19 protein-coding genes are annotated in these 21216 nt (G+C 47.7%); 3 read left to right on the forward strand and 16 right to left on the reverse strand.

The genetic code is table 11. The features are described 5' to 3' along the window. Positions 1–127: 127 nt before the first annotated feature. On the forward strand, positions 128–1813 hold the full coding sequence (gene ilvD, locus FGT79_RS08995) for a dihydroxy-acid dehydratase (protein WP_138752343.1): 1686 nt from the start codon (positions 128–130) through the stop codon (positions 1811–1813). A 166-nt stretch (positions 1814–1979) separates the two neighbouring features. Here ilvD and FGT79_RS09000 read toward each other — a convergent pair whose 3' ends face one another. The 3 genes from FGT79_RS09000 to FGT79_RS09010 form a co-directional block, all read right to left on the reverse strand. Then, entirely contained in the window at positions 1980–2831 is an 852-nt protein-coding gene (locus FGT79_RS09000) for an anti-sigma factor domain-containing protein (RefSeq protein ID WP_171056142.1), read from the reverse strand. Then, on the reverse strand, positions 2828–3406 hold the full coding sequence (locus tag FGT79_RS09005) for an RNA polymerase sigma factor (protein WP_138752345.1): 579 nt from the start codon (positions 3404–3406) through the stop codon (positions 2828–2830). The genes FGT79_RS09000 and FGT79_RS09005 overlap by 4 nt, the downstream gene beginning before the upstream one ends. A gap of 128 nt (positions 3407–3534) precedes the next feature. Further along, on the reverse strand, positions 3535–4932 hold the full coding sequence (locus FGT79_RS09010; protein WP_138752346.1) for a polysaccharide deacetylase family protein: 1398 nt from the start codon (positions 4930–4932) through the stop codon (positions 3535–3537). A gap of 167 nt (positions 4933–5099) precedes the next feature. Here FGT79_RS09010 and ytvI point away from each other — a divergent pair, with 167 nt between their 5' ends. After that, positions 5100–6254, forward strand: a complete 1155-nt coding sequence (ytvI, locus tag FGT79_RS09015; RefSeq protein ID WP_138752347.1) for a sporulation integral membrane protein YtvI — start codon at positions 5100–5102, stop codon at positions 6252–6254. Between the two features lie 127 nt (positions 6255–6381). Further along, on the forward strand, positions 6382–6708 hold the full coding sequence (locus tag FGT79_RS09020; protein WP_138752348.1) for an antibiotic biosynthesis monooxygenase family protein: 327 nt from the start codon (positions 6382–6384) through the stop codon (positions 6706–6708). A 20-nt stretch (positions 6709–6728) separates the two neighbouring features. Here the strand turns inward: FGT79_RS09020 and FGT79_RS09025 are convergent, their stop codons facing one another. The 13 genes from FGT79_RS09025 to FGT79_RS09085 all read right to left on the reverse strand — a co-directional run bounded on the left by FGT79_RS09025 (position 6729) and on the right by FGT79_RS09085 (position 21215). Continuing rightward, positions 6729–8594 carry a peptidoglycan D,D-transpeptidase FtsI family protein gene (locus FGT79_RS09025; RefSeq protein WP_138752349.1) on the reverse strand — a complete coding sequence of 622 codons (1866 nt, stop codon included), beginning with the start codon at positions 8592–8594 and terminating at the stop codon, positions 6729–6731. 298 nt (positions 8595–8892) lie between these two features. Next, complete coding sequence (locus FGT79_RS09030) at positions 8893–11109, reverse strand: methyl-accepting chemotaxis protein (protein ID WP_246096231.1); 2217 nt, start codon at positions 11107–11109, stop codon at positions 8893–8895. A gap of 188 nt (positions 11110–11297) precedes the next feature. After that, positions 11298–12560 carry a peptidase U32 family protein gene (locus FGT79_RS09035; protein WP_138752350.1) on the reverse strand — a complete coding sequence of 421 codons (1263 nt, stop codon included), beginning with the start codon at positions 12558–12560 and terminating at the stop codon, positions 11298–11300. Positions 12561–12587: 27 nt separating this feature from the next. Next, positions 12588–13520 carry a peptidase U32 family protein gene (locus FGT79_RS09040; RefSeq protein ID WP_138752351.1) on the reverse strand — a complete coding sequence of 311 codons (933 nt, stop codon included), beginning with the start codon at positions 13518–13520 and terminating at the stop codon, positions 12588–12590. Positions 13521–13572: 52 nt separating this feature from the next. Then, complete coding sequence (gene mltG / locus FGT79_RS09045) at positions 13573–14688, reverse strand: endolytic transglycosylase MltG (protein ID WP_281285913.1); 1116 nt, start codon at positions 14686–14688, stop codon at positions 13573–13575. Positions 14689–14886: 198 nt separating this feature from the next. Beyond that, positions 14887–15198: a DUF1292 domain-containing protein gene (locus FGT79_RS09050; RefSeq protein ID WP_138752352.1), complete on the reverse strand. Its 312-nt coding sequence runs from the start codon at positions 15196–15198 to the stop codon at positions 14887–14889. Next, the gene (locus FGT79_RS09055; RefSeq protein ID WP_138752353.1) at positions 15198–15494 is read right to left on the reverse strand and encodes a DUF1292 domain-containing protein; all 297 of its coding nucleotides are present in this window, start codon (positions 15492–15494) and stop codon (positions 15198–15200) included. Before FGT79_RS09055 ends, FGT79_RS09050 begins: the two co-directional genes overlap by 1 nt. Positions 15495–15502: 8 nt before the next feature. After that, positions 15503–15919, reverse strand: a complete 417-nt coding sequence (ruvX, locus tag FGT79_RS09060) for a Holliday junction resolvase RuvX (protein WP_138752354.1) — start codon at positions 15917–15919, stop codon at positions 15503–15505. Between the two features lie 26 nt (positions 15920–15945). Further along, on the reverse strand, positions 15946–16206 hold the full coding sequence (locus FGT79_RS09065; RefSeq protein WP_138753008.1) for an IreB family regulatory phosphoprotein: 261 nt from the start codon (positions 16204–16206) through the stop codon (positions 15946–15948). Positions 16207–16256: 50 nt separating this feature from the next. Beyond that, on the reverse strand, positions 16257–18890 hold the full coding sequence (gene alaS / locus FGT79_RS09070; RefSeq protein WP_138752355.1) for an alanine--tRNA ligase: 2634 nt from the start codon (positions 18888–18890) through the stop codon (positions 16257–16259). A 353-nt stretch (positions 18891–19243) separates the two neighbouring features. Next, complete coding sequence (locus FGT79_RS09075) at positions 19244–20314, reverse strand: AI-2E family transporter (protein ID WP_138752356.1); 1071 nt, start codon at positions 20312–20314, stop codon at positions 19244–19246. Positions 20315–20467: 153 nt separating this feature from the next. Beyond that, the gene (locus FGT79_RS09080; RefSeq protein WP_138752357.1) at positions 20468–20665 is read right to left on the reverse strand and encodes a hypothetical protein; all 198 of its coding nucleotides are present in this window, start codon (positions 20663–20665) and stop codon (positions 20468–20470) included. A 13-nt stretch (positions 20666–20678) separates the two neighbouring features. Continuing rightward, positions 20679–21215: a PRC-barrel domain-containing protein gene (locus FGT79_RS09085; RefSeq protein ID WP_138752358.1), complete on the reverse strand. Its 537-nt coding sequence runs from the start codon at positions 21213–21215 to the stop codon at positions 20679–20681. Position 21216 lies beyond the last annotated feature (1 nt).

The raw sequence follows: 21216 nt of genomic DNA on the forward strand, positions 1-21216 counted from the left end.
AAGTCTTTATTCATGTTTTCTTAAACACTGTCGGTTAGCCGTTGCTCTCCACCTTATAGCCAACGCTTGTCCGTTGTGATAAAATCGAGAGTATCGATAATTTATTATCCACATAGGGGGAACTTACATGGCGGCCAAAAGAATGCGTTCAGACATGATCAAAAAAGGATTCGACCGCGCACCGCATCGCAGCTTGCTGCGTGCCGCAGGCGTTAAAGAAGAAGATTTCGACAAGCCGTTTATCGCGGTTTGTAACTCGTATATTGATATTATTCCTGGTCACGTTCATTTGCAGGAGTTCGGCAAGCTTGTTAAAGAAGCGATTCGTGAAGCAGGCGGTGTACCGTTTGAATTTAATACCATCGGCGTTGACGATGGCATTGCAATGGGACATATCGGTATGCGCTACTCGCTTGCAAGCCGTGAAATTATTGCTGATTCTATCGAAACCGTAGTTAACGCTCACTGGTTTGACGGTATGGTTTGTATTCCGAACTGCGACAAGATTACGCCGGGCATGATTATGGGCGCGCTTCGCGTCAACATCCCGACAATGCTTGTCAGCGGTGGACCAATGAAAGCTGGTAAAACCTCTGATGGCCGTTCTATCTCGCTATCGAGCGTATTTGAAGGCGTAGGCGCTCACCAAGCCGGCAAAATCAATGACGACGAACTGATGGAGCTTGAGCAATTCGGTTGTCCAACTTGCGGGTCATGCTCAGGTATGTTTACAGCTAACTCCATGAACTGTTTGGCTGAAGGCATGGGACTAGCAATGCCTGGTAACGGCACCATTCTTGCAGTATCACCAGAACGCAAAGAATTCGTTAAAGATGCCGCACGTCAGCTTATGAAAATCATTGATCTTGGCATTAAACCGCGTGATATCGTAACGAAAGATACGATTGATAATGCGTTCGCACTTGATATGGCGATGGGCGGTTCAACAAATACGGTTCTTCACACACTTGCAATCGCGCATGAAGCTGGTATTGAATACCCGATTGAGCGTATTAACGAAGTGGCTGAGCGCGTTCCACATCTTGCAAAAATCGCACCAGCATCGGATTACCATATCGAGGATGTTCACAATGCAGGAGGCGTTAGCGCTGTTCTGAACGAGCTCTTCAAGAAAGAAGGCGCTTTGCACGGTGATTGCATTACGGTTACTGGCAAAACGCTTCGTGAAAATGTCATCGGCTGTGAAATTCAAGATACCGATATCATCCGCACGATCGATAACCCGCATACCGCACGCGGCGGACTTGCTGTATTGTTCGGCAACCTTGCTCCTAACGGCGCGATTATCAAAACCGGCGCAGTAGACAAATCAGTAGGCGGCTACCATAAAGGACCTGCTATCTGCTTTGATTCTCAAGATGAGGCACTTCACGGCATTGCGAACGGCAAGATCAAAGAAGGTCATGTCGTAATCATCCGTTATGAAGGACCACGCGGCGGCCCTGGTATGCCTGAGATGCTTGCACCAACCTCGCAAATCGTTGGTATGGGTCTTGGCGCTAAGGTTGCTCTCATAACTGATGGTCGTTTCTCGGGCGCATCACGCGGTATCAGTATTGGTCATGCTTCACCTGAAGCAGCGGAAGGTGGACCAATTGCGTTCGTACAAGATGGCGATATCGTTGAGATCGACATGAACAACCGTACGATGGATCTGCTGATCAGCGACGAGGAATTCGAGAAACGCCGTTCCGAATGGAAAGGCTTCGAGCTCAAAATCAAACGCGGCTACTTGGCCCGTTATGCACATCTAGTAACATCTGCCAGCACTGGCGGCGTAATGAAAATGTAAGACCCTTTAATACAAGGTGAACCGGCTGTCGCCGTCCTCTGACGACGCAGCGCGTTTCATTCCATGAAATATAGCGAAGGGATAGTTACATCATATCCTTTCCTATATATACAAAAAAGGAATGCGGGCTCTTGAAAGCCTGCATTCCTTTTTTGTATATATGCCTCTATAAAGCAGCGAGCTTGCCTGCCAGCACAATTTCTCCGCGTGGCTGCGAGCCCCTCGCATCAGGCTCATGTGTAATTGCAATTTGATCGTATTCGTCTGGTTTGAATGTATAATAAAGGGCTCCCGTACCATCATTGGTTAAGAAAGTACCTGCATTGACCGGCTTGCCTTCCTTCAGCAGCCAAACCTGGAATGCTTCATCGTTCGTAAGCTTTGGCAAATTCTCTGCCTGCACGATCAAATGCATGCCATTCGCATCAATAACGATCGTCGCTAAGCCTTGCGCTACGATATCCGGAACGGTCGGTGTCAATGCCACTACGTTATTGACTTGAATACCCGTAGGCGGCTGCTCAGCCGCTGCAAGCTGCTGCTGAAGCTCCTGAACCTGTGCGGCAAGCTGCTCCGAATCGCCATTCAGACGATCAACTCTCTGGTACAGAACAGTTGATACGAGCAGCAGCGCAGCTGCAGCTCCCGCTAGTAAAGGAGTTGTCCAGCTTTTTACTTTTTTCCGAGGCATTGCTTGCACTGGCATCTTCTCCGTAATAGGCTTTGGTACCGGAATGACCGGCACGTTCGTTGATTCCGAAGTGGATAACGTTTGTGCATCGGCACGTTCAGATTGTGCTACCGCTGCAAGAATTCGTGCCTTCATTCCGGGAGGAGGTGCTACCGGCTCCACCGTTAATGGCATCATACCGAATAACTCCACCAGCTCTTCCATTTTTCTCTGACATTGTATGCAAGATGCGCCATGGGCTTCGAATGCGAGCTTATCCTCATCGTCAAGTCCTCCCAGCACATACATTTCAACATCTTCACAGCGAGCAGTATGCGGATTGCTCATGGGCTCACCCCCTCCTTCCATGTCGTTTCGAATTTCTTTCGCAGTTGTGTAAGCGCAAGTCTGACTCTGCTCTTAACCGTCCCTAGAGGGATGTCATGCCTTTGACTAACCTCTTGCTGGGTATACCCCATGAAATAGATAAGTTCAACAACCTGCTTCTGATCCTCATTCAACTCGCCGAGCGCTTCCTTCATCTGCTCGCCAAGCATTTTATGTTCGACCTCTTGCTCCGTTGAGTGGGATGAGGCTTCACGCTCGAGCACCCCCTCCTCCTGCGCTTCAAGAGGTTTTCTTCCGTGCTTTCTCAGCCAATCAACTGATAAATTACGTGCGATTGTAAAGAGCCAGCTGCTTATTTTCCCTGCGGCTTCGTCCGTTCGCAATTTACTAGCTGAATTCCATACCCGGATGAACAGCTCCTGTACAACCTCTTCAGCAGCCATCGCATCTCTAACCATTCGATAAACGAAGGCATATATCTGGCGTTCATAACGATCATATAGTAGCTCCAAGGCGGCTGAATCCCGTTCCGCAATTTGCTGGATAAGCAGCTCGTCCGATGCTTTCTCTACCACCCGGGGTCCCCTCCTCCGATACTTACTGCTCCTATCATAACTTTATACCTGTAAAAAAGAAAACAGCTAATCAAGGAAAACTCCCATGAGCAGCTGTTCGAATCAATCAAATAAAAATTCCACATGCATTAAATCGCTGTTGTTTTCGTACCTAATTGGGCGGCTTCGTCGGCTGCCGCGCTTAATGAGCGTTCCACTGTATCTGTAATATCTTGCATCTTATTGATATTCATCTGCGTTGTCGCGTAACGCCTAATCGTTGTGATAGGCATCAGAAGCATACGCGGTGAAATCGCATCACGGCTCCGTTTGCCTTTCTCTGTCTTCTTCGCATTCGTAAGCACCTTGATCAATATACGAAGGTATACGCGAGTAGACTTCGCAAACAGTCCTTCCGGAAGATCGAACAACTCGAATCCTAAACGATCCGCCCCGCGATGAATCATAGTAACACCGTATACAGCCTTAATATCTTTGGCGTCGGAATCGGCGGCAAGCTGGTTAGCAAGCAAGGGCAGCGCTTGTTCGACCTCTCTAAGCATCCGTATGCCCGTTGCCACTGGCGACTTAGATGCTGCTGCGATGCTTGACAGCATCTTGTTGTCGAAATGAAGCTCAGCTACTCGGTCTCCCTTGGTTAACCTGCTACCTTCAGCAAAAGTAATCTCCTCACCACTATATGCGATGACCCGATAATGAAAAGCAGCGTCCGCCTTCTGACCAACTGTCTTTAAGCGGAAGAGGAAGTGAAAGACCTGCTCCCACGTCAGCCAGAGCGAGATCAGCGTTTTTTTCGCAAGTGAAATGTGCTTTGACTTCGCAGCCTCTGTCAGCTTCATCATTTCCTCAATACCAACGAATCGGTAGCCCTTCTTCATGCCTTCTTCGAGATAGGCTTCCAAAGCGATCAGCATGTTGCGCGGTGCGTCCTTATCTGCACCGAAGGTCATGCCGCAATCATGCAGCAGCAGTACTTCGCCTGGTTTCAGCTTCTTCAGCATCCGTTTCTTGAGACGCTCCGCACCAACCCGGATTCGCCAATCGCTAAACATAGCAGACCATAAAATAATATGGAGATGTCCGAGCTTCGCATAATCGAATACGTTTACGATTCCCCAAGGCGGTCGATAATAAGCTGTTCTCGACCCGGTAGCACGTTCAATAATATCAAGTGTACGATCAATCTGGCGTTTAACCGTCCGCGGACGCATAAGCCAGTTCGTTTTGTGCTCATAATTATGAACACCAAGATTATGACCTTCATCCTTCATGCGCCGCAGCAAATGCTCTTGCCCCTCGGCATGGGAGCCTACAACAAAAAAGGTCGCCTTCGCATTGAAACGGGCTAGCAAATCGAGAAGCTGTGCTGTATAAACCGCATCTGGACCGTCATCGAACGTTAAGGCAATCTCTTTCTCTACAAGACCTTTCTTAAAAACACGAAAGCCAAATGTACGGCTAATTAGTCCAGGAAGAAACGCATAGAAGGTTGCAACGTATAATCCCCATAACAGCAAATTTTCCATTTTGTTTTCCCCACCGTTATATGATTTAGTCGACGAATGAGTTAGCGGTACAAAACAACAACAGTAACTTTAATTGTAGCATAATGCAATAAAAAATAGGCATCTTTTTAAAAACTATAGTACAATCTTTATGGAAATAAGATTCTAAAATACGAAGGAGTATCCCTATGTTGCCCTTTTACAAAAAGTACTGGCGAACCGCATTCGACATCGCTCTGATTGCGCTTACCGTATACTTAATTATGTTCTCATTCAGCTATTTGTACCGAATTGCAACACCTATTTTCTTCTCTTTCATTATTTTCTTATGCATTGAGCCGATTGCTAAACGATTGAACAAGCTCGGCTTGAAGAAATCGATTGCCTCCGGAATATCGGTGCTGCTGTTTACATTAGTCATTCTTGCCGCTTTCTCCGGCGCCGCCTACCTGCTTACTAAGCAAGGCACCGAGCTTTATAACAACTTCCCGAAATATCAGAAAGTGCTCGCGAGCCAAATCGCCAACATTACGGGCGAGCTTCAGCACAGGTTCGGTACGACAACCGAGGAACTCGACTTGGTGCAGCGCTCCAAAGACTTAATTGAAGGCGCATCGTCCACTTTATTGAAATTCGGACAAACGGTACTAAGCAACCTCATCGGTTATGTCTCATCCTTCTCTACCTTTATTTTCAACTTTGTAGTAGGGATTATATTAGCTTATTTCTTAAGCATTGAAATTACGACATGGAAGCAGACAGCTGTGGAAAAAACGCCTAACACGTTCAAATCTGTGTTCTTTTTCCTACGCAACAATGTATTTAAGGGCATTGCCCTCTACATCAAAGCACAAGCTAAAATGATCTCGATCACCTTTGTCGTGATCTTGGTCGCCCTGCTGCTGCTGCGTGTAGAAAATGCATTCGTCATCGCAGTCGTGTCAGCCATATTCGATATTTTGCCGCTGCTTGGTGTTGGAACGATATTTATTCCATGGATTATCTACTTAATCATCATCGGCAAAATAACACTGGCTATATGGTTGTCAGCACTGTTTCTCGTCGTCGTACTCACGCGCCAAATTCTTGAACCGAAAATTACAGGCGATTCCTTAGGCGTATCCGCCTTCACGATGCTCGCCTTTATGATCGTATCGCTATCATTGTTCGGAATTGCCGGCGTTATTCTGGCACCTGTACTTATGATTCTGCTGAAAGCATTATACGATCAAGGCTACTTCCATCGCTGGATTCACGCACCTATTGGTGAATATGACAATCCTCAAGCCGATGCGGGAGTCGCAACCACTGTAACACCCGAGGATAATGAACCGAAAACATAATGAGTATTCGAAAAACAAGCCAAGCCTTTGCAGAATAAGCGTAATTGCTGCGAAGGTCTGGCTTTTTTTATGTTTCAATAGAGAATCCATTTATTTATATTACATTTACATGGGGGGGGAATATCGGTTGAGCGGAATTGCGAAATTGCCATCACCACCTTATTACGCAGTAGTCTTTGTATCGGAGCGTACAGAAGGTGACAATGGCTACGGTCATATGGCCGATGTCATGGTAGAACTTGCCTCACGGCAGAGTGGCTACTTGGGCATAGAATCGGCACGCGACAACGAGCTGGGCATTACGGTCTCTTACTGGGAGACGCTGGAGGCGATAAAAGCTTGGAAAGAAAATGCTGCACATCAGGTTGCGCAGCAGCGTGGAAAAAGCGAATGGTACCGAAGCTTCGCGCTGCGCATTAGCAAGGTGGAACGGGATTATTATTATGACATGTGATCCGCAGAAAGCATATGCCTTCACCTCTTAGGCAAGTTGTCCGCGGCGGATGACAGACGTGCGGCGATGTCCATTACGCCGCGGAAGATGAGGGTCGCCTGGTTCGAGCTTCCAGGCGGCTGGTTTTCCACGAGCACGGCGATTGCGTAGCGCGGCTTCTTGACCGGGCCGTAGCCCGCAAACCACTGGTGGTTGCGGTCGATTCCGGCCCGCATCGTCTCGGCGGTGCCCGATTTGCCGGCAACCGCCCACAGCCCTTGGCGGATCGCAAGACCGGTTCCATGGTCGACGACCGCCTCCATGCCGCGCAGCAGCGCATGCGCCGTGGCCGGGTGAATCCGGCCACGGGCGGCTTGCGCCCGCTGTGCGGGCAGCTTGACCATCCGCTGGCCGTTGGCATAGCGGATGTCAGTGAGCAGGCGCGGCTCCATTACGCGCCCCTCATTCAGCAGCGTTACAATCAGATTTGCCGCTTGAAGCGGCGACATCCTTACATCACGCTGCCCAATCCCGCTCTGCGCGAGTGTACCATCACTCGCTGCGGCGAGCATCGCGGCTTGCTTCCCAGCCGCCGCGAACAGCTGCCCGCTCTCTTCCTCTTCCAGCAATCGCAGCGGCTCCTGGAACGGACCGAAAGCCTGCTCACGGTGCCAGCCTGCCGGCTTCCCGATCCCTAGAGCATCGGCCGTGCGCTGCAGTTCAGCTGGCGTAAGACGCTCAGCAATCGTAGCGAATACAATATTGCAGGACTGAGCTAGCCCCTCCGCAAGCGTCAAATGCCCATGACCGCCTTCCTTCCAGCAAGATAGTCCGTACTTGCCATATTCACCATCACAGTAGAACGATTCATGCTGATTCACAACTCCCGCTTCAAGCGCTGCAGCTTCTGTCACCAGCTTAAAAATGGAGCCAGGCGCATACGCCTTCAAAGCATGATTCTCCCACTCGGTGCCATCTGCTGATGTGAATTGACCAGGCTTTAGCTGCGGCCTCGATACCATTGCAACAATATCCGCGTTGCTCGCATCGAGTACAACAACCGCTCCTTCCTTCAAACCACGAGCATCCACATAAGCCTCGATTTCGTTTTGAAGCTGCAAATCGATTGTTGTCATTGCCTTTAGCGGGTAATAATGGTTATTAGGCTGTGTAATTCTCATATCCAAGCCGTGCATAGGCGCATTTCGCCCGTCTAAGAAATACGACACAGATGTTGGACCAATGCCATGCAGCAGCTTATCCAGCGATTTCTCGAGCCCTGAGCCGCCAACCTGATCGGCCAGCTTGCGTTTGCCTTCAGCCAAATCATCAGCTTGCTCGGCTTGCAGCCATTCTGGATGCTCGCTCGTAAATCCGATAAGATGCTTAGGCTGAAACGCTGACAAATAACGGTTGCGATACGGCAGCACGCGAATACCGTTCAACGACAGCTCCTTCACTTGCAGCGCCTCTGATTCCGATAAACGAAGCGGTTGTGCTAATCCATCAGACTTCCAGAACGCAGGCTCTCGCAAACCGTTCCATTTACCCATCAACTCTTCCTTCGTGACGCCTAGAATGCGGCTAAGCGCAGCAATATCCGTTTCGTCCCCCCTTCTGTCCTGCCTTACAGGAAACATCGCTAGAGCCGAATAAGACTCGCCTGTTATCGCTGTCCCATATCGATCATAGAAATCTCCTCTGCCTGAATCTAGGACGAGCTTGCGCTGTCGCTGCTGCACTGACATGCGCTGCCATGCTCCCCTGCTAGACTTATGAGCTAGAGCAGCTGTCGGCACATTTCCAGGCATGAATTGCAGCCATGCTAATCGTCCGATATAACTAAACATGATCATGCTTATAATAGATGCGGCGAGCACGATTCGTTTCAACCTCTGATTCCTCATGTTGCTAGAGCTCCTTTGCTTCGATCTTCGATGCCTGTAAAACCCCAAGGTGAACCGGCTGTCGCCGTCCTTTGGCGGCGCGGCGCGTTTCATTCCAAGAAATATAGAGAAAGGATGCCAAATCTTATCCTTTCCTATATTGAACGCAAGGTTATTTATATACCATTATTTCCGGCAGCAGTCCTTCCGCAAACCTATCTGCCATGCAGGCACAAAAAAAAGAGCATTACAACCGCAATTGGCTGAAATGCTCTCTCTATTTCGTTGAAGCTATGTTACTTTGTATTACCTATTAGCACTATTCAATTTTGAATTGGGACAGCGAATCCTTCAACTCGCGGGATACCGTATCCAGCTTCTCTGACAATCGAACCATGCCGTCGCTGATGCTAAGCTGCTCAGAGCTAAGTGACGCAACTTCCTCTGATGTTGCTGAGGATTCCTCTGCAACTGCGCTCACATTCGTCATCGCATCTGCCAAGACCGCTTGCGACTGATCAAGCTGTCCGATCGAATCGGTCACTAGATCGAGTCTTTCTACAAGTTGTCCCATCTGGCCGGACACCGTTAGGAAGATTTGATTCGCTTCTTTCACAGAGCCGATCTGCTCTTGGAACAATGGATAGGCGTCTGACAAAACAGAAACCGTCTCGTCAATTTCGCCTCTAATTTTTTCTGTGATTTGACCAACAACATCGATCGATTGACGACTTTGATCAGCTAACTTACGAATCTCATCCGCAACGACCATAAAGCCTTTCCCAGCCGCTCCTGCACGAGCCGCTTCAATCGTAGCATTAAGCGATAGAATATTCGTTTGCTTCGTTAGATTGTTAAGCACATCCAATATTTTCACAATTGAACCTGTGCTAACTTTAAGCGCATCAACCTTCTCGACCATCGAACGCGTCATTTCTTCGGTCATGCCCGTTTTCTGGATAAGCACGCCCATGTAATCCGTACCTTGTTCACTCGCTTTTTCAACTTCCTGTGCAGAACGTACCATTTCTTCGTTCGCAGCAATTACTTTTTTCATCTGGGCGTCAATATTGCCCGTCAGGTCTGTCCCCTTCTCGGCTTCAACAGCAAGGCTTGTTGCTCCGCCTGCAATCTCTTCCGTTGCGACAGCAATTTCCTTAGCTGAGATGGCTGTCTTTCTTGAAGCGTCGCTTAGTTCTGATGCCGTGTGCAGTACATCCTCCGCAGAACGGGTCGTTTGAACGGCCAGCGCTTTAATCTGTGTCATCATTCGGTTGAAGCTGTCGCTTAGCTCACCAATCTCATCTTGGCGCTTCCTCATCTCCGAACGGACAGTAAGATTGCCGCTTGCTCCTTCATTCATCAGATTTTTCAGCTGAACAAGAGGTTTAGCAATCGTCATAATAACCAGAATTCCGATCGCAATCGCTATAAGTGCAGCAACGAATACGGTAATCCAGGTTAGCGTCTGAATAGCTTTGGCGTCTTTCACCAGCTCCTTCACCGGAACCATTCCTACCAGCTTCCAATTCATACTCTCGAACGTTTTATAGGATACGAGTACTTCTTCGTTATTTGTTGTTTTCATTTTGACAGAGTCCTGTAGAGCCTTATCTCCTTCGGACGGAAGGCTGACAATCCCTTCCTTGCCGATCATTTCTGGATCTGAACTTGTGATGTAATGATTAGCTGCATCCATAATTGCGACTTGGCTGCCTTCACCCAAGTTTACATCCTTGTACCGTTCAGCAATTGAATCGACCGATACCTCAAGCAGTAGAACATAGGATGCCAGACTGGAAGTTGTATCCTTAATCAGACGACTAAGTCCAATTGTCTTCACGCTTGACGGATTCGACAACCCCTCCGGCTGTGGCTCAATCCAATTCGTTCTGCCCGCTTGTTCAACCGTTTCCAAGAACCAATCTGATTTCATAAGACTCTCAGCGGTGCTGCTGCTCGCCGAACCTGCAGTAACCAGATCCAGTTTAGGATCTACTGGCAATAACATGAGAGAAACAATTGTACTGTTGCCCATAACGTAAGATTGCATCTTTTCACTCAAGTTGCGTGAAGCTTCGAATTTGGTATAATCATCACCGCTATCCAGCATTTTCCTTACAATTGCGTGAAAGTCCTTGTCGATCAGAATTTGAAGTGTCAAATCCTCATATGTCTTGTAAATAACATCAAGGTTGTTAGCTACTTGCTTTATCGTCTCTGAGCTAGCATCCGAAACCTTGCTTTCAATTATTTTCTTAGACTGCGAATAGGCTAACAGCCCTACAGTTAGAACACATGCAATAATTCCGCAAAAAATAATCATAAACAGCTTTAACCCTACCGATTTTATAGGATTTGATATTTTCGTACCTTTTAGGGAACTCGTTGCTACTCTTGCTGTCTTCTTGATAGATTGAAGCGTTGATTGCGCTTTCATGCCTAATTCAGATTGTCTGCCTTTAGTCCCATTTAGGGCCGCGCCTAGCTTTGCTTTCTTGGACTTCTTAGCTGTTTGTTCTTCTGGGGTTTTCATTGGGTAAGACACCGCCTTCAAAATTGTAAGTCTGAATTAGTTCTCCTGCTTCTAGCGAATCCTGCCGAAATATGTATTTACCATATATTATTTTATATCGACATCCTATTGTCAATCCATAATAAGAAAACAAAAAAAAGAGCCTTATTTTTTTTGGTAAAATAAGACTCTAGGCCTGCATTATTGTTTTATTTGCGCCCAAGCTTCTTTCTCATCATATCCATAGGCTTAACAGGTTTCAATGCTCTAATTCGGATCAATTGCAAAGGATGTTTGGCTGCTTCCAGTGCTAAACCGTCTATGTCCGTCATCTCCGTAACCGTTTGTTTGAAGAACGTTCCCTCTGGACCTACAAACTCAATTTCTTGACCAAGCTTAAAGTGGTTGCGCTGCTGAACCGTAGCAAAGCTTGTTTTCGGATCATAATCCACAACGATGCCTGCAAAGTCATAAGGGGCCGCTTTCTCCTCAGGCTCATAGATATGATCCTCTGTGCCAGGCGTGTCCAAGAAAAATCCTGTGTTTAGCGGGCGGTTCGCGGCTTTGTTAATTTCCTCAATCCATTCCTGCTTCAGCTCGAACTGCTCCGGATTCTCGAAGTACGCATCAATCGCCTGCCGGTACACATTAACAACCGTTGCGACATAATGAATGCTTTTCATTCTGCCTTCGATTTTGAAGCTGTCCACCCCAACCTCAATTAGCTCAGGCAAATATTCGATCATGCAGAGATCCTTGGAGCCCATCGTGAACTTGTCCTCTTCATCCGAATACATAGGCATATCATCAACAAACAAATCGTATTTCCATCGGCAGGACTGACAGCATCCTCCACGATTGGAATCACGATCAGTGAAATGGTTCGACAATACACAGCGTCCTGAGAATGAAGAGCACATTGCACCGTGTATAAAAGCTTCAATTTCAATATCGACATGTTTTTTAATTTCAGCAATATCTTTGAAGCTGGTTTCGCGGGCGAGTACGACTCGCGGCAAGCCCTCGTCCTTCCAGAACTGCACCGCTTGCCAGTTCAATGTGGATTGCTGCGTGCTCAAATGCACCTCAAGCTTAGGAGCGACCCGCTGCGCAGTTTCAATAATGACTGGGTCCGCTGCAATAATTGCAGCTATGCCTGCATTCTCTAGAGCGCGCAAATAATCCTCTAACCCGTCTACATCCTCGTTATGTGCGTAAATATTAGTCGCCACAAATACTTTAGCACCATAGCGCTTGGCAAATTCCACGCCTTCCTTCATTTCCTCGAAGCTGAAATTATCCGCATTCGAGCGTAAGCCGTATTTCTGTCCACCAATATAAACCGCATCTGCCCCGTAATGAATGGCGAACTTTAGTTTCTCCAGATTACCTGCAGGTGCTAGCAATTCCGGTTTATCTAGACGATTACGCTTCCCTTGGTAGCGCGGAGTCGTTTTCTCAATTGTTGTCACTCTTGTGCACCTCGCTTCCCTAACAAATCAATAAACCTGTTCCTTATAGAAGAATCCATAGCTCAGCTCGCGGTTCGGGTCCTGAATCTGCCCAATCGCTTCGAGCCATTCCTCGCGGAATTCATAGGCTGCCGGATCAGCCAAATAAGCATCAATTGCCTGCCTGTATGACCGAACAACGGTTTCATTGTATGCTATCGATTTCATAATACCTTCGATTTTCAAGCTTCCAACGCCTGCTTCCATCAGCTCATGCAGGTTCTCAAGCATGCAAATATCATCAGAACTCATAATATGCGTTCCGTTCAGGTCTTCATAGATCGGATAGCGCTCATCCTGTCGTTCTGCTTCCATCACATACAGACCGCGGTTTTTGTCTTTCTGAGGCAGACGCCCAGGCTCGGATTGATGCTCCAAATAGTTCTCTACAAGTGAGCGCTTCGAGTGATATATATTCGTCATGCCATGTACCTGCACTTGAACCTCAAGCTCGGTTGAGGCGGTCGTCTCGACGACCTGCTCCATATTCAGCTCACGTGCCAGCACATAGCGGGTAGCCCCTCTACGACCCCAATAGTTGGCAGTGACGTAATTGGTTGAGGTCATCTCCGCATTCCAGTGCAGTGCCATATCCGGTGCATGTGTCCTAGCGGCCATTAGTACCGCAGGATCACCGAACACGAGTGCATCGACACCTGCCTCTGCTAACGATGCCACATACGTATGCAGCGATTCCGCTGCTTCGTTGTCCATTAAGTTGTTTAATGCCGCATAAATTTTGACGCCCTTTGGCTTAGCCAAATGTATGGCCTCTTTAATCATTTGAATATTGAATTCTCCAGCCAATCGTGTACCGTAGCGCGCTTCGCCGATGACGAAAGCATCCGCACCTGCTGCAATGAGCTTTTCAAGCTCCTCTATCGATGCGGCGGTAGCTAACAATTCGGGCTTGTACGCCATGCCTGCTCCTCCTAAGCTCTAAGCGAACGCACTTTCACATACAAGTGTCGTTTTACCCAGCGGTCTGATTACTCTTTTCGATATTTCTCAAATGCTCTTTGTACGTTTTCGCAAACAAATGCGATTGACTGCCGTCTTTTTTGGTCACATAAAAGAAGTATTCACTATCCTCTGGATAGAGTGCTGCCTGAATCGATGCAAGGCTAGGGCTTGCAATTGGCCCCGGCGGCAAGCCTTCTACTTTATACGTATTGTAAGGACTGTCGACGAGCAGATCCTTCTCGTATAAACGTTCTTTGGGCTTATCCAGTGAGTATTGCACGGTAGCATCGATTTGCAGCTTCATTCCATCGGCGATACGGTTATAAATAACGCCGGCAACGAGCGCTCTTTCATTGTCGACTACAACTTCACGCTCAACTAGTGAGGCAATCGTCAACAGATCATGGAACGTTATTTTTCTCTCGTCCAGCACATCCAGCCAGCCCTCAGGAAGCTCAGCAAGCTTTCGATCAAGCTCGGAGACCATCCGATTAATAATGTCCTCCTCTGTGCTGTCTATCTTCATTTCATACGTTTCTGGGAAAAGGTAGCCCTCCAGACGCTCATGAAGCTTGTCACTCTCAGGAATCGAGCGAACAGCCTCTGCATCTCCCCATATTTTCTGCGTGGCTACAAGGTTAATAAACTTCTCTTTGTCTATCAGCTTCTCTGCCGCAAGCTTATCAGCAATTTGAAGAACCGTATATCCTTCCGGTATCGTGAAACGGATCGTCTCTGCTGCAACGGTGTCACCAGCGTTCAGCTTCGCAATGATCGCATCATTATCCATTCCTGGTGAAAGCTCATAGATGCCAGCCTGGAATCGGCCGCCCTGATCTTTCAACTTCAAATAATATTTAAAAATAAATGAGTTCTTAATCATGCCTTGCTGCTCCAGCAAGTCGGCTACCTCGTTCGCTGATGTGCCTTTCGGAACCTCCAGCCGCTGCACTTCTCCAGCTTTCGTTGGCTGCAAGCTGCTCCAGACGTATAAGACGACACTGCCAGCACCGATAATCATAATGCCTAGTAAGCTCAAAATAACCCATAACGTAATCCGGCTGCGCTTAGGACCTTGTCGCGAATAGCGGTCTTGCTGCTCAGCCTGCTGTGATGACTTGTCCAAACTTAGACCCCCTCATCTGTTTTCTAAATCATGTTTTCTTAGACTGCGCAGACGAAATGGCTGATTCCGCATGATGGCGGCTCAGCTTCTGCTTCGACTTGCCTAATGGCAATGCCTATGAATAAACATCCCTATACTTGAACAAAAGAGCGGTTATAAACCGCTCTCTCGTTGACCTGCATATACGCATATCGATAACTAAGGACGCTCATCTGTGGCAAACAACAGATCGTCATAAGCTTCCGACGCTGCTTCCCACTCTTCATCATCCTCAATGTTCTCAAGCTGCGGTTCTCCGCCTACTTGTATGACGCGGAAGAGCTCGACATCTTCCTCACCACGCATTGGATCTGATTGGAGTGCCGCATAAATACGATCACCCAGCTGGAACTCAGCTTTAATATCATATACCTCTACGCTGCCGTCCTCTGCTTTAAGCTCAATTTCATTGCCGAAAGCGGTTCTAAGACTGTTCAGCTTCTTAGGAGCCTCATGCTCGTTGCCTGACATTAGTTTTCTTCCTCCATCTCGCCAAGGAGCGTGTTGAACGTCTCCTCAACCATGTTCCACTCTTCTTCATCCTCGATTGTATAAAGCTTCAGGTCATCGCCTTCTTCTTCATAACGAAAAGCGTAAACCTCGTCTTCCTCTTCGTTCTCGCCTGTAAGCGGAACAACCATCATATATTTCTGATCGGAACCATCAACCTCGAATTTCATGATAACTTCGAATTCTTCCTCGTTACCTTCTTCATCCGGGATATAAATAATTTCCGGCTCTTCGTATTCCAAGTTTTCTTTTGTCATGTTTACCCTCACCTTTTCGCTTTAGAATCGAGATAATTTTGCAAAATAAGCGTTGCCGCCATTTTGTCTATTACGAGCTTTCGCTTCTTTCGGCTGACGTCCGCTTCAATAAGCGTACGTTCGGCAGCTACCGTAGTCAGCCTTTCATCCCAAAGGTGAACAGGTATGTTTAATTTCTGTTTAAGCTTCTCCGCGAATTCAATGCTAATTTCCCCTCGCGGACCGATGGAACCGTTCATGTTCTTAGGCAGACCCAATACGATCTCGCTAACCTCATGCTCCTTAACTAATGCAGCAATTCGGTCAAGCTCGCTGCCGTCTCGCCTGCGTTCAATAACCTCGGTTCCTTGAGCGGTCCAGCGAAAGGCGTCGCTGACAGCAACACCAATCTTGCGGTCACCGTAATCCAATCCCATTAATCTCATGTCTCGCCCGGCTCCTGCCTAATGTATTATTGTTTCTTGTGGCTGAGGTAAAACCGGACAAGCTCCTCAATTAATTCGTCTCGTTCTTTTTTGCGAATTAAACTCCTGGCGTTGTTATGCCGCGGAATATACGCGGGATCTCCGGACAGCAGATACCCAACGATCTGGTTAATCGGATTGTACTCTTTCTCAAGAAGCGCTTCATGCACAGATAGCAGAATGTCTTGAGAAGATTCAACCCCCTCCGCCGTCACGTTAAATTTCATTGTTTGGTCCATGGAACTCATCGCCAGCACCTCGCTTTCCATACCGCTTTTCAATGAGATATTCTTCTATATCATATCACATTTGTTTGACTCAGAACCAGTTCTTCCGCAAGTTTCAAAGCTTCATCCAGCTTTGATGTATCTTTTCCGCCTGCTTGCGCCATATCCGGGCGTCCGCCGCCGCTTCCACCGCAATGAACAGCAGCCTCTTTTACAATTTTCCCTGCATGGAAACCTTTTTTGACCAAGTCTGCAGAAACCGCAGCCGCAAGGTTAACCTTATCATCGGCAATTGCGCCGAGCACGATTACGCTTGATTCCAGCTTCAGCTTCAGCTCATCTACGATTCCGCGAAGTGCATCCATCGTAGGTGCATTAACCTTAGCGCACAGAACGGTGATGCCGTCGACGGTTTTGGCACTTTGTTCAAGGGAACCCGCTTCAATACGGCTGAGCTTAGCCTGAAGCGATTCGTTATCGCGAGACAGCTCCTTCACTTGACCGAACAATGCTTCAATCCGTTTTGGCACATCATTCGTATTCGATTTGAGCAGTCCTGCAGATTGTTTCAGCAGTTCAAGCTGACTCTCCAAGTAGTTATACGCATGCTTGCCTGTAACGGCTTCAATTCTTCGAACACCTGAACCGATACCGCTCTCGCTTAGCAGCTTGAACAGACCGATCTGCGAAGTATTTCCAACGTGACAGCCTCCGCAAAGCTCTAGACTATAGCTGCCGACTTGAACCACACGCACCTCATCGCCATATTTCTCTCCGAATAGCGCCATTGCGCCCATAGCTTTCGCTTCATTCAAAGATTTAATATCAATAGAAACTGACGTGCCGATCCAAATCTGCTCATTCACGCGGCGTTCAATTTCAACAAGCTCCTCAGCTGTAATGCTGCCGAAATGAGAGAAATCGAATCGGAGCCTTTCAGCCTCCACCAATGAGCCTGCTTGGTTAACATGATCACCCAGTACTTCTTTGAGTGCTTTGTGAAGCAAATGTGTTGCTGTATGGTTCTTAATGACATCATCACGAACGACTCTCGTCACAGTTGCCAGTGCCGATTGTCCGCTCCGAGCAGTGCCTTCGACAACGACAGCATGATGTACGCTTTGCCCATGAGGCGCCTTCGTAACATCGATAATCTCCAGCGTGTAGCCATCGCCCTTGATTGTTCCTTTATCTCCGATTTGTCCGCCGCTCTCCGCATAGAACGGGGTGCGGTCTAGAATGACGAGCACCTTGCTGCCTTCTGCCGCGCTTTCGACTAACAAATCATCTTGAACAATTGCGATGATTTTGGATTCAGATACCAATTCATTATAGCCAACAAACTCGCTTTTAATCGTAAATTCGCCAAGCGGGCCGCCTTGTACTTTCATGCTGCCAGTGTCTTGACGGGCTGCACGCGCACGCACGCGCTGTGCTTCCATTGCCGCGTCGAACCCGCCGCGGTCAACTGTCATACCGTTCTCAGACGCAAAGTCTTCCGTCAAATCGAATGGGAAACCATACGTGTCATATAGACGGAAAGCATCATCACCGTTAATCTCTTTATTGCCGGCTTTTGCAGCCGCGTCTACCAAGTCAGAGAGCATGGCCAGTCCATCAGACAATGTCTCATGGAAGCGCTCCTCCTCCGTACGGATAACACGCTCGATAAACTCGCGTTTCTCCACAACCTCCGGATAATATACGCCCATAACTTCGCCTACGATGGCAGTAAGCTCATACAGGAAAGGACGGTCAATGCCTATCGTTTTTCCGTAGCGGACAGCACGGCGGAGCAAACGGCGGATAATATAGCCGCGACCCTCATTGGAAGGCATAACGCCATCACCTACCGCGAATGCAACCGTACGGATATGGTCAGCGATTACTTTAAGAGCAATATCATGCTCCTCGTTCACTTTATAAGTTACTTTGGCAAGAGCGCAGGTGCGGTCAATAATCGGACGGAACAAATCGGTGTCGAAGTTAGAATCCACGTCCTGTAGAATGGAAGCGAAACGCTCAAGTCCTGCACCTGTATCGATGTTCTTGATTGGAAGCGGCGTATAGCTGCCATCCTTGTTATGGTTGAATTGCGAGAATACGACGTTCCATACTTCAAGGAAACGCTCATTCTCCCCGCCAGGCCAGCATTCCGGGTCAGATAGGTCACCGTACTTGTCACCGCGGTCATAGAAAATCTCAGTACAAGGTCCACATGGACCCTCGCCGATATCCCAGAAGTTTTCTTCCAGCTTGTAGATGCGTTCTTCAGGAAGTCCGATCTTTTTGTTCCAGAATGCAAAGGCTTCCTCATCCTCTGGATATACAGTAACGGATAAGCGGTTCGGATCGAAGCCAATCCACTTCGGCTCAGTTAGAAATTCCCATGCCCAAGTGATGGCATCCTCCTTGAAATAATCGCCGATCGAGAAATTGCCCAGCATCTCAAAAAATGTATGGTGTCTGCGCGTTTTGCCAACATTCTCGATATCGTTCGTACGGATACATTTCTGCGAGTTGGTAATTCGCGGATTCTCTGGTACGATACGGCCGTCGAAATAAGCTTTGAGCGGCGCCATTCCGGCATTAATCCAAAGCAGGGATGGATCGTTATGCGGGACAAGCGATGCGCTTGGTTCGATTTTATGACCTTTGCTCTCGAAAAAAGCGAGCCATTTGGAACGGATTTCACTAGCTTTCATAATAATAAGCCCCCTTTTCATCATTAAACACAAATAACGCCCCTGTCATAGACAGGGACGAAAAAAATTCGCGGTACCACCCTGGTTATTGCACGCTTCAAGAAGCAGGAGCAATCGCCTTCATTAGACATTAACGGATCTACCCGGTGAAGTTCATTCACACTCCGAAAAGAGCTTTCGGCCACCCTTCGTCATAAAAGCTTTCTCAACCGACGCAATGGACTGGCAGGCAGCCTTGCGAAGAAGCTTTCTCTCTGGCTAACGGGCATTGGCTTACTTCAATTCGTCAACGTTTTATGACCTTATATTGACACTTGATTATTTTAAAATTATAGCTAGAGCCTTACAACCTGTCAAATAATCTTTCTCCGCACGTAATAAGCAAACATATGCTGAATAATGACCTTGCACGCTGCAAATATAGGAACGGCTAGTATCATGCCAACGATTCCTGCTATTTCGCCGCCAACTAGAAGCGCAAATATAATGGACAAAGGATGCATATGCAGCGTCCTTCCCACGACTTGCGGAGATATGACATTGCCTTCAAGAATTTGGCACAGCGTATTAATGATTGCAACCAAGATGACCATTTTGATCGAGACCGTTGAAGCCATCAGCAGTGCAGGAGCCGCCCCAAAGAATGGGCCTAGATAAGGAATGACATTCGTAATGGCGACAATACCGGCCAGCAGCAGCGCGTAGGGCATCCCAATCATCAGATAGCCGAAATAGGCAAGGACACCAACAATAATACAAACGAGAAACTGCCCTCTTATGTAGCTGCCGAGCGCCGTATCAATATCCTTCAGCAGCCTGACCGTGTTTTTGCGATGCGATTTGGGCACGTATGTAATAACGGTCCGCTCGAATACATCAAAGTCCTTCAGAATATAGAACGCTAGGAATGGAATGATGAACGCGATAAAAACGGCATTGACCATGGAGCCGATGTTATTTACGAAGTTAAACAAGCTCTCCGTTAACTTTTTCTCAATATGAACGAGTGATTTATTAAGACCGCCGCGGATACTCTCTGGCAGAAACGAAGTATTGTTAATATCCGTTACGATATTTTGTGCTCGCATAGACAGCTCGGGCACATGTCGATTAAGCTCCTGCACCTGATTGATGAACATGGGGATCAAATTAACGAGCAGCACGGTAATGACCGCACAAAACACCGCATAGATGAGTAGCACAGCAATTGTTCTCGGCACCTTCCGTTCATGCAGCATGGTAACGATCGGATTTAGGACGTACGAAATAATCATGGCGATAACAAACGGTGCGAACACCGCCTTCACAAATACGTATATGCTCACGATGAGCGGCTTGATCTGCAGCATCAGATAGATAGCCAGCAATCCAAGAATACCATAAACAAGCCATATGAACAGACGGTTCTTTGTAAAGCGCTCCACCGTCTTCACCCCCGAACTTTCATTTTCCAGCTAGCGCAAGACTGAGCAAGCGGAACTAATTCAGTATATGTACAAGCGCCCGAAATCATCCGCAAACAGCAAAAAAAGACGGTCAAAGACCGTCTCCATGTAGTCATTCTATTAAGAAGCACGTCAGTTGACGTGAATCTGCGTCATTTCCTCTTCAAAGAACAAATCGTCAAGCGAGCTTAACGTGCCATCCTCTTCCACTTGGTAAACCGACATTTTCTCGCCGTTAACTGTCAGTTCTATGAAGCAGCCCCAACAATAAAACTGGTGGGAACCGATCTTTCCGATATCTTTCGAATTACAATTCGGACATCTCATCATCTTTCATTTCTCCCTATTCTCTGAAATTGGAAGCTGCGACAGGCTCCAATTCCGCTTCACTGACAGCAGAAACGATAATCGCGTCTTCCCCGAGTAATACGCTATCCGGATCACTCGGCGCCCTCAGCCATTTGCGCCCTTCCATCAGATCCGAAACAAAACCGTCCGTAAGCTCGTAGCCTACTATTTGTGTACCCTCTTTCGGGTAAAAATAAACATCCGACACCCGGCCAAGTTGAATTCCTTGTACCGTTACGACGGGTAAGTCCTTTAGCTTCACTAATCCGGTATAAAAGGAACGCAGCAATTGCTTCGACTTCATCCGACCGATCGCCGCTTCGCCCGTTATAATAACGGTGTCCTCGCCGCAGGATACGACGTGAGTCCACTCGATTATTTTCACTGTCGAAACGAACCATCTGGGGCAATCAAGGATCAGTCCCTTCAACTGCCAATGCTCGTCGAACCAAGCATCCTTGACCGTACCAACAAGCCTTCCGGAATGGATCACGATGATGGGAAGTCCAATAAGCCGTTGAAGTTTAATCACG

The organism is Paenibacillus sinopodophylli, from assembly GCF_005930355.1.
GTDB classification, from domain to species: Bacteria; Bacillota; Bacilli; order Paenibacillales; family Paenibacillaceae; genus Pristimantibacillus; species Pristimantibacillus sinopodophylli.

Bases quoted from the DNA above. Each gene is read 5' to 3' on its own strand.
- ilvD (WP_138752343.1), top strand. From the start codon at position 128: ATGGCGGCCAAAAGAATGCGTTCAGACATGATCAAAAAAGGATTCGAC.
- FGT79_RS09000 (WP_171056142.1), bottom strand. From the start codon at position 2,831: ATGAGCAATCCGCATACTGCTCGCTGTGAAGATGTTGAAATGTATGTG.
- FGT79_RS09010 (WP_138752346.1), bottom strand. From the start codon at position 4,932: ATGGAAAATTTGCTGTTATGGGGATTATACGTTGCAACCTTCTATGCG.
- ytvI (WP_138752347.1), top strand. From the start codon at position 5,100: ATGTTGCCCTTTTACAAAAAGTACTGGCGAACCGCATTCGACATCGCT.
- FGT79_RS09025 (WP_138752349.1), bottom strand. From the start codon at position 8,594: ATGAGGAATCAGAGGTTGAAACGAATCGTGCTCGCCGCATCTATTATA.
- FGT79_RS09030 (WP_246096231.1), bottom strand. From the start codon at position 11,109: ATGAAAACCCCAGAAGAACAAACAGCTAAGAAGTCCAAGAAAGCAAAG.
- FGT79_RS09040 (WP_138752351.1), bottom strand. From the start codon at position 13,520: ATGGCGTACAAGCCCGAATTGTTAGCTACCGCCGCATCGATAGAGGAG.
- FGT79_RS09050 (WP_138752352.1), bottom strand. From the start codon at position 15,198: ATGTCAGGCAACGAGCATGAGGCTCCTAAGAAGCTGAACAGTCTTAGA.
- FGT79_RS09055 (WP_138752353.1), bottom strand. From the start codon at position 15,494: ATGACAAAAGAAAACTTGGAATACGAAGAGCCGGAAATTATTTATATC.
- ruvX (WP_138752354.1), bottom strand. From the start codon at position 15,919: ATGAGATTAATGGGATTGGATTACGGTGACCGCAAGATTGGTGTTGCT.
- FGT79_RS09065 (WP_138753008.1), bottom strand. From the start codon at position 16,206: ATGAGTTCCATGGACCAAACAATGAAATTTAACGTGACGGCGGAGGGG.
- alaS (WP_138752355.1), bottom strand. From the start codon at position 18,890: ATGAAAGCTAGTGAAATCCGTTCCAAATGGCTCGCTTTTTTCGAGAGC.
- FGT79_RS09080 (WP_138752357.1), bottom strand. From the start codon at position 20,665: ATGATGAGATGTCCGAATTGTAATTCGAAAGATATCGGAAAGATCGGT.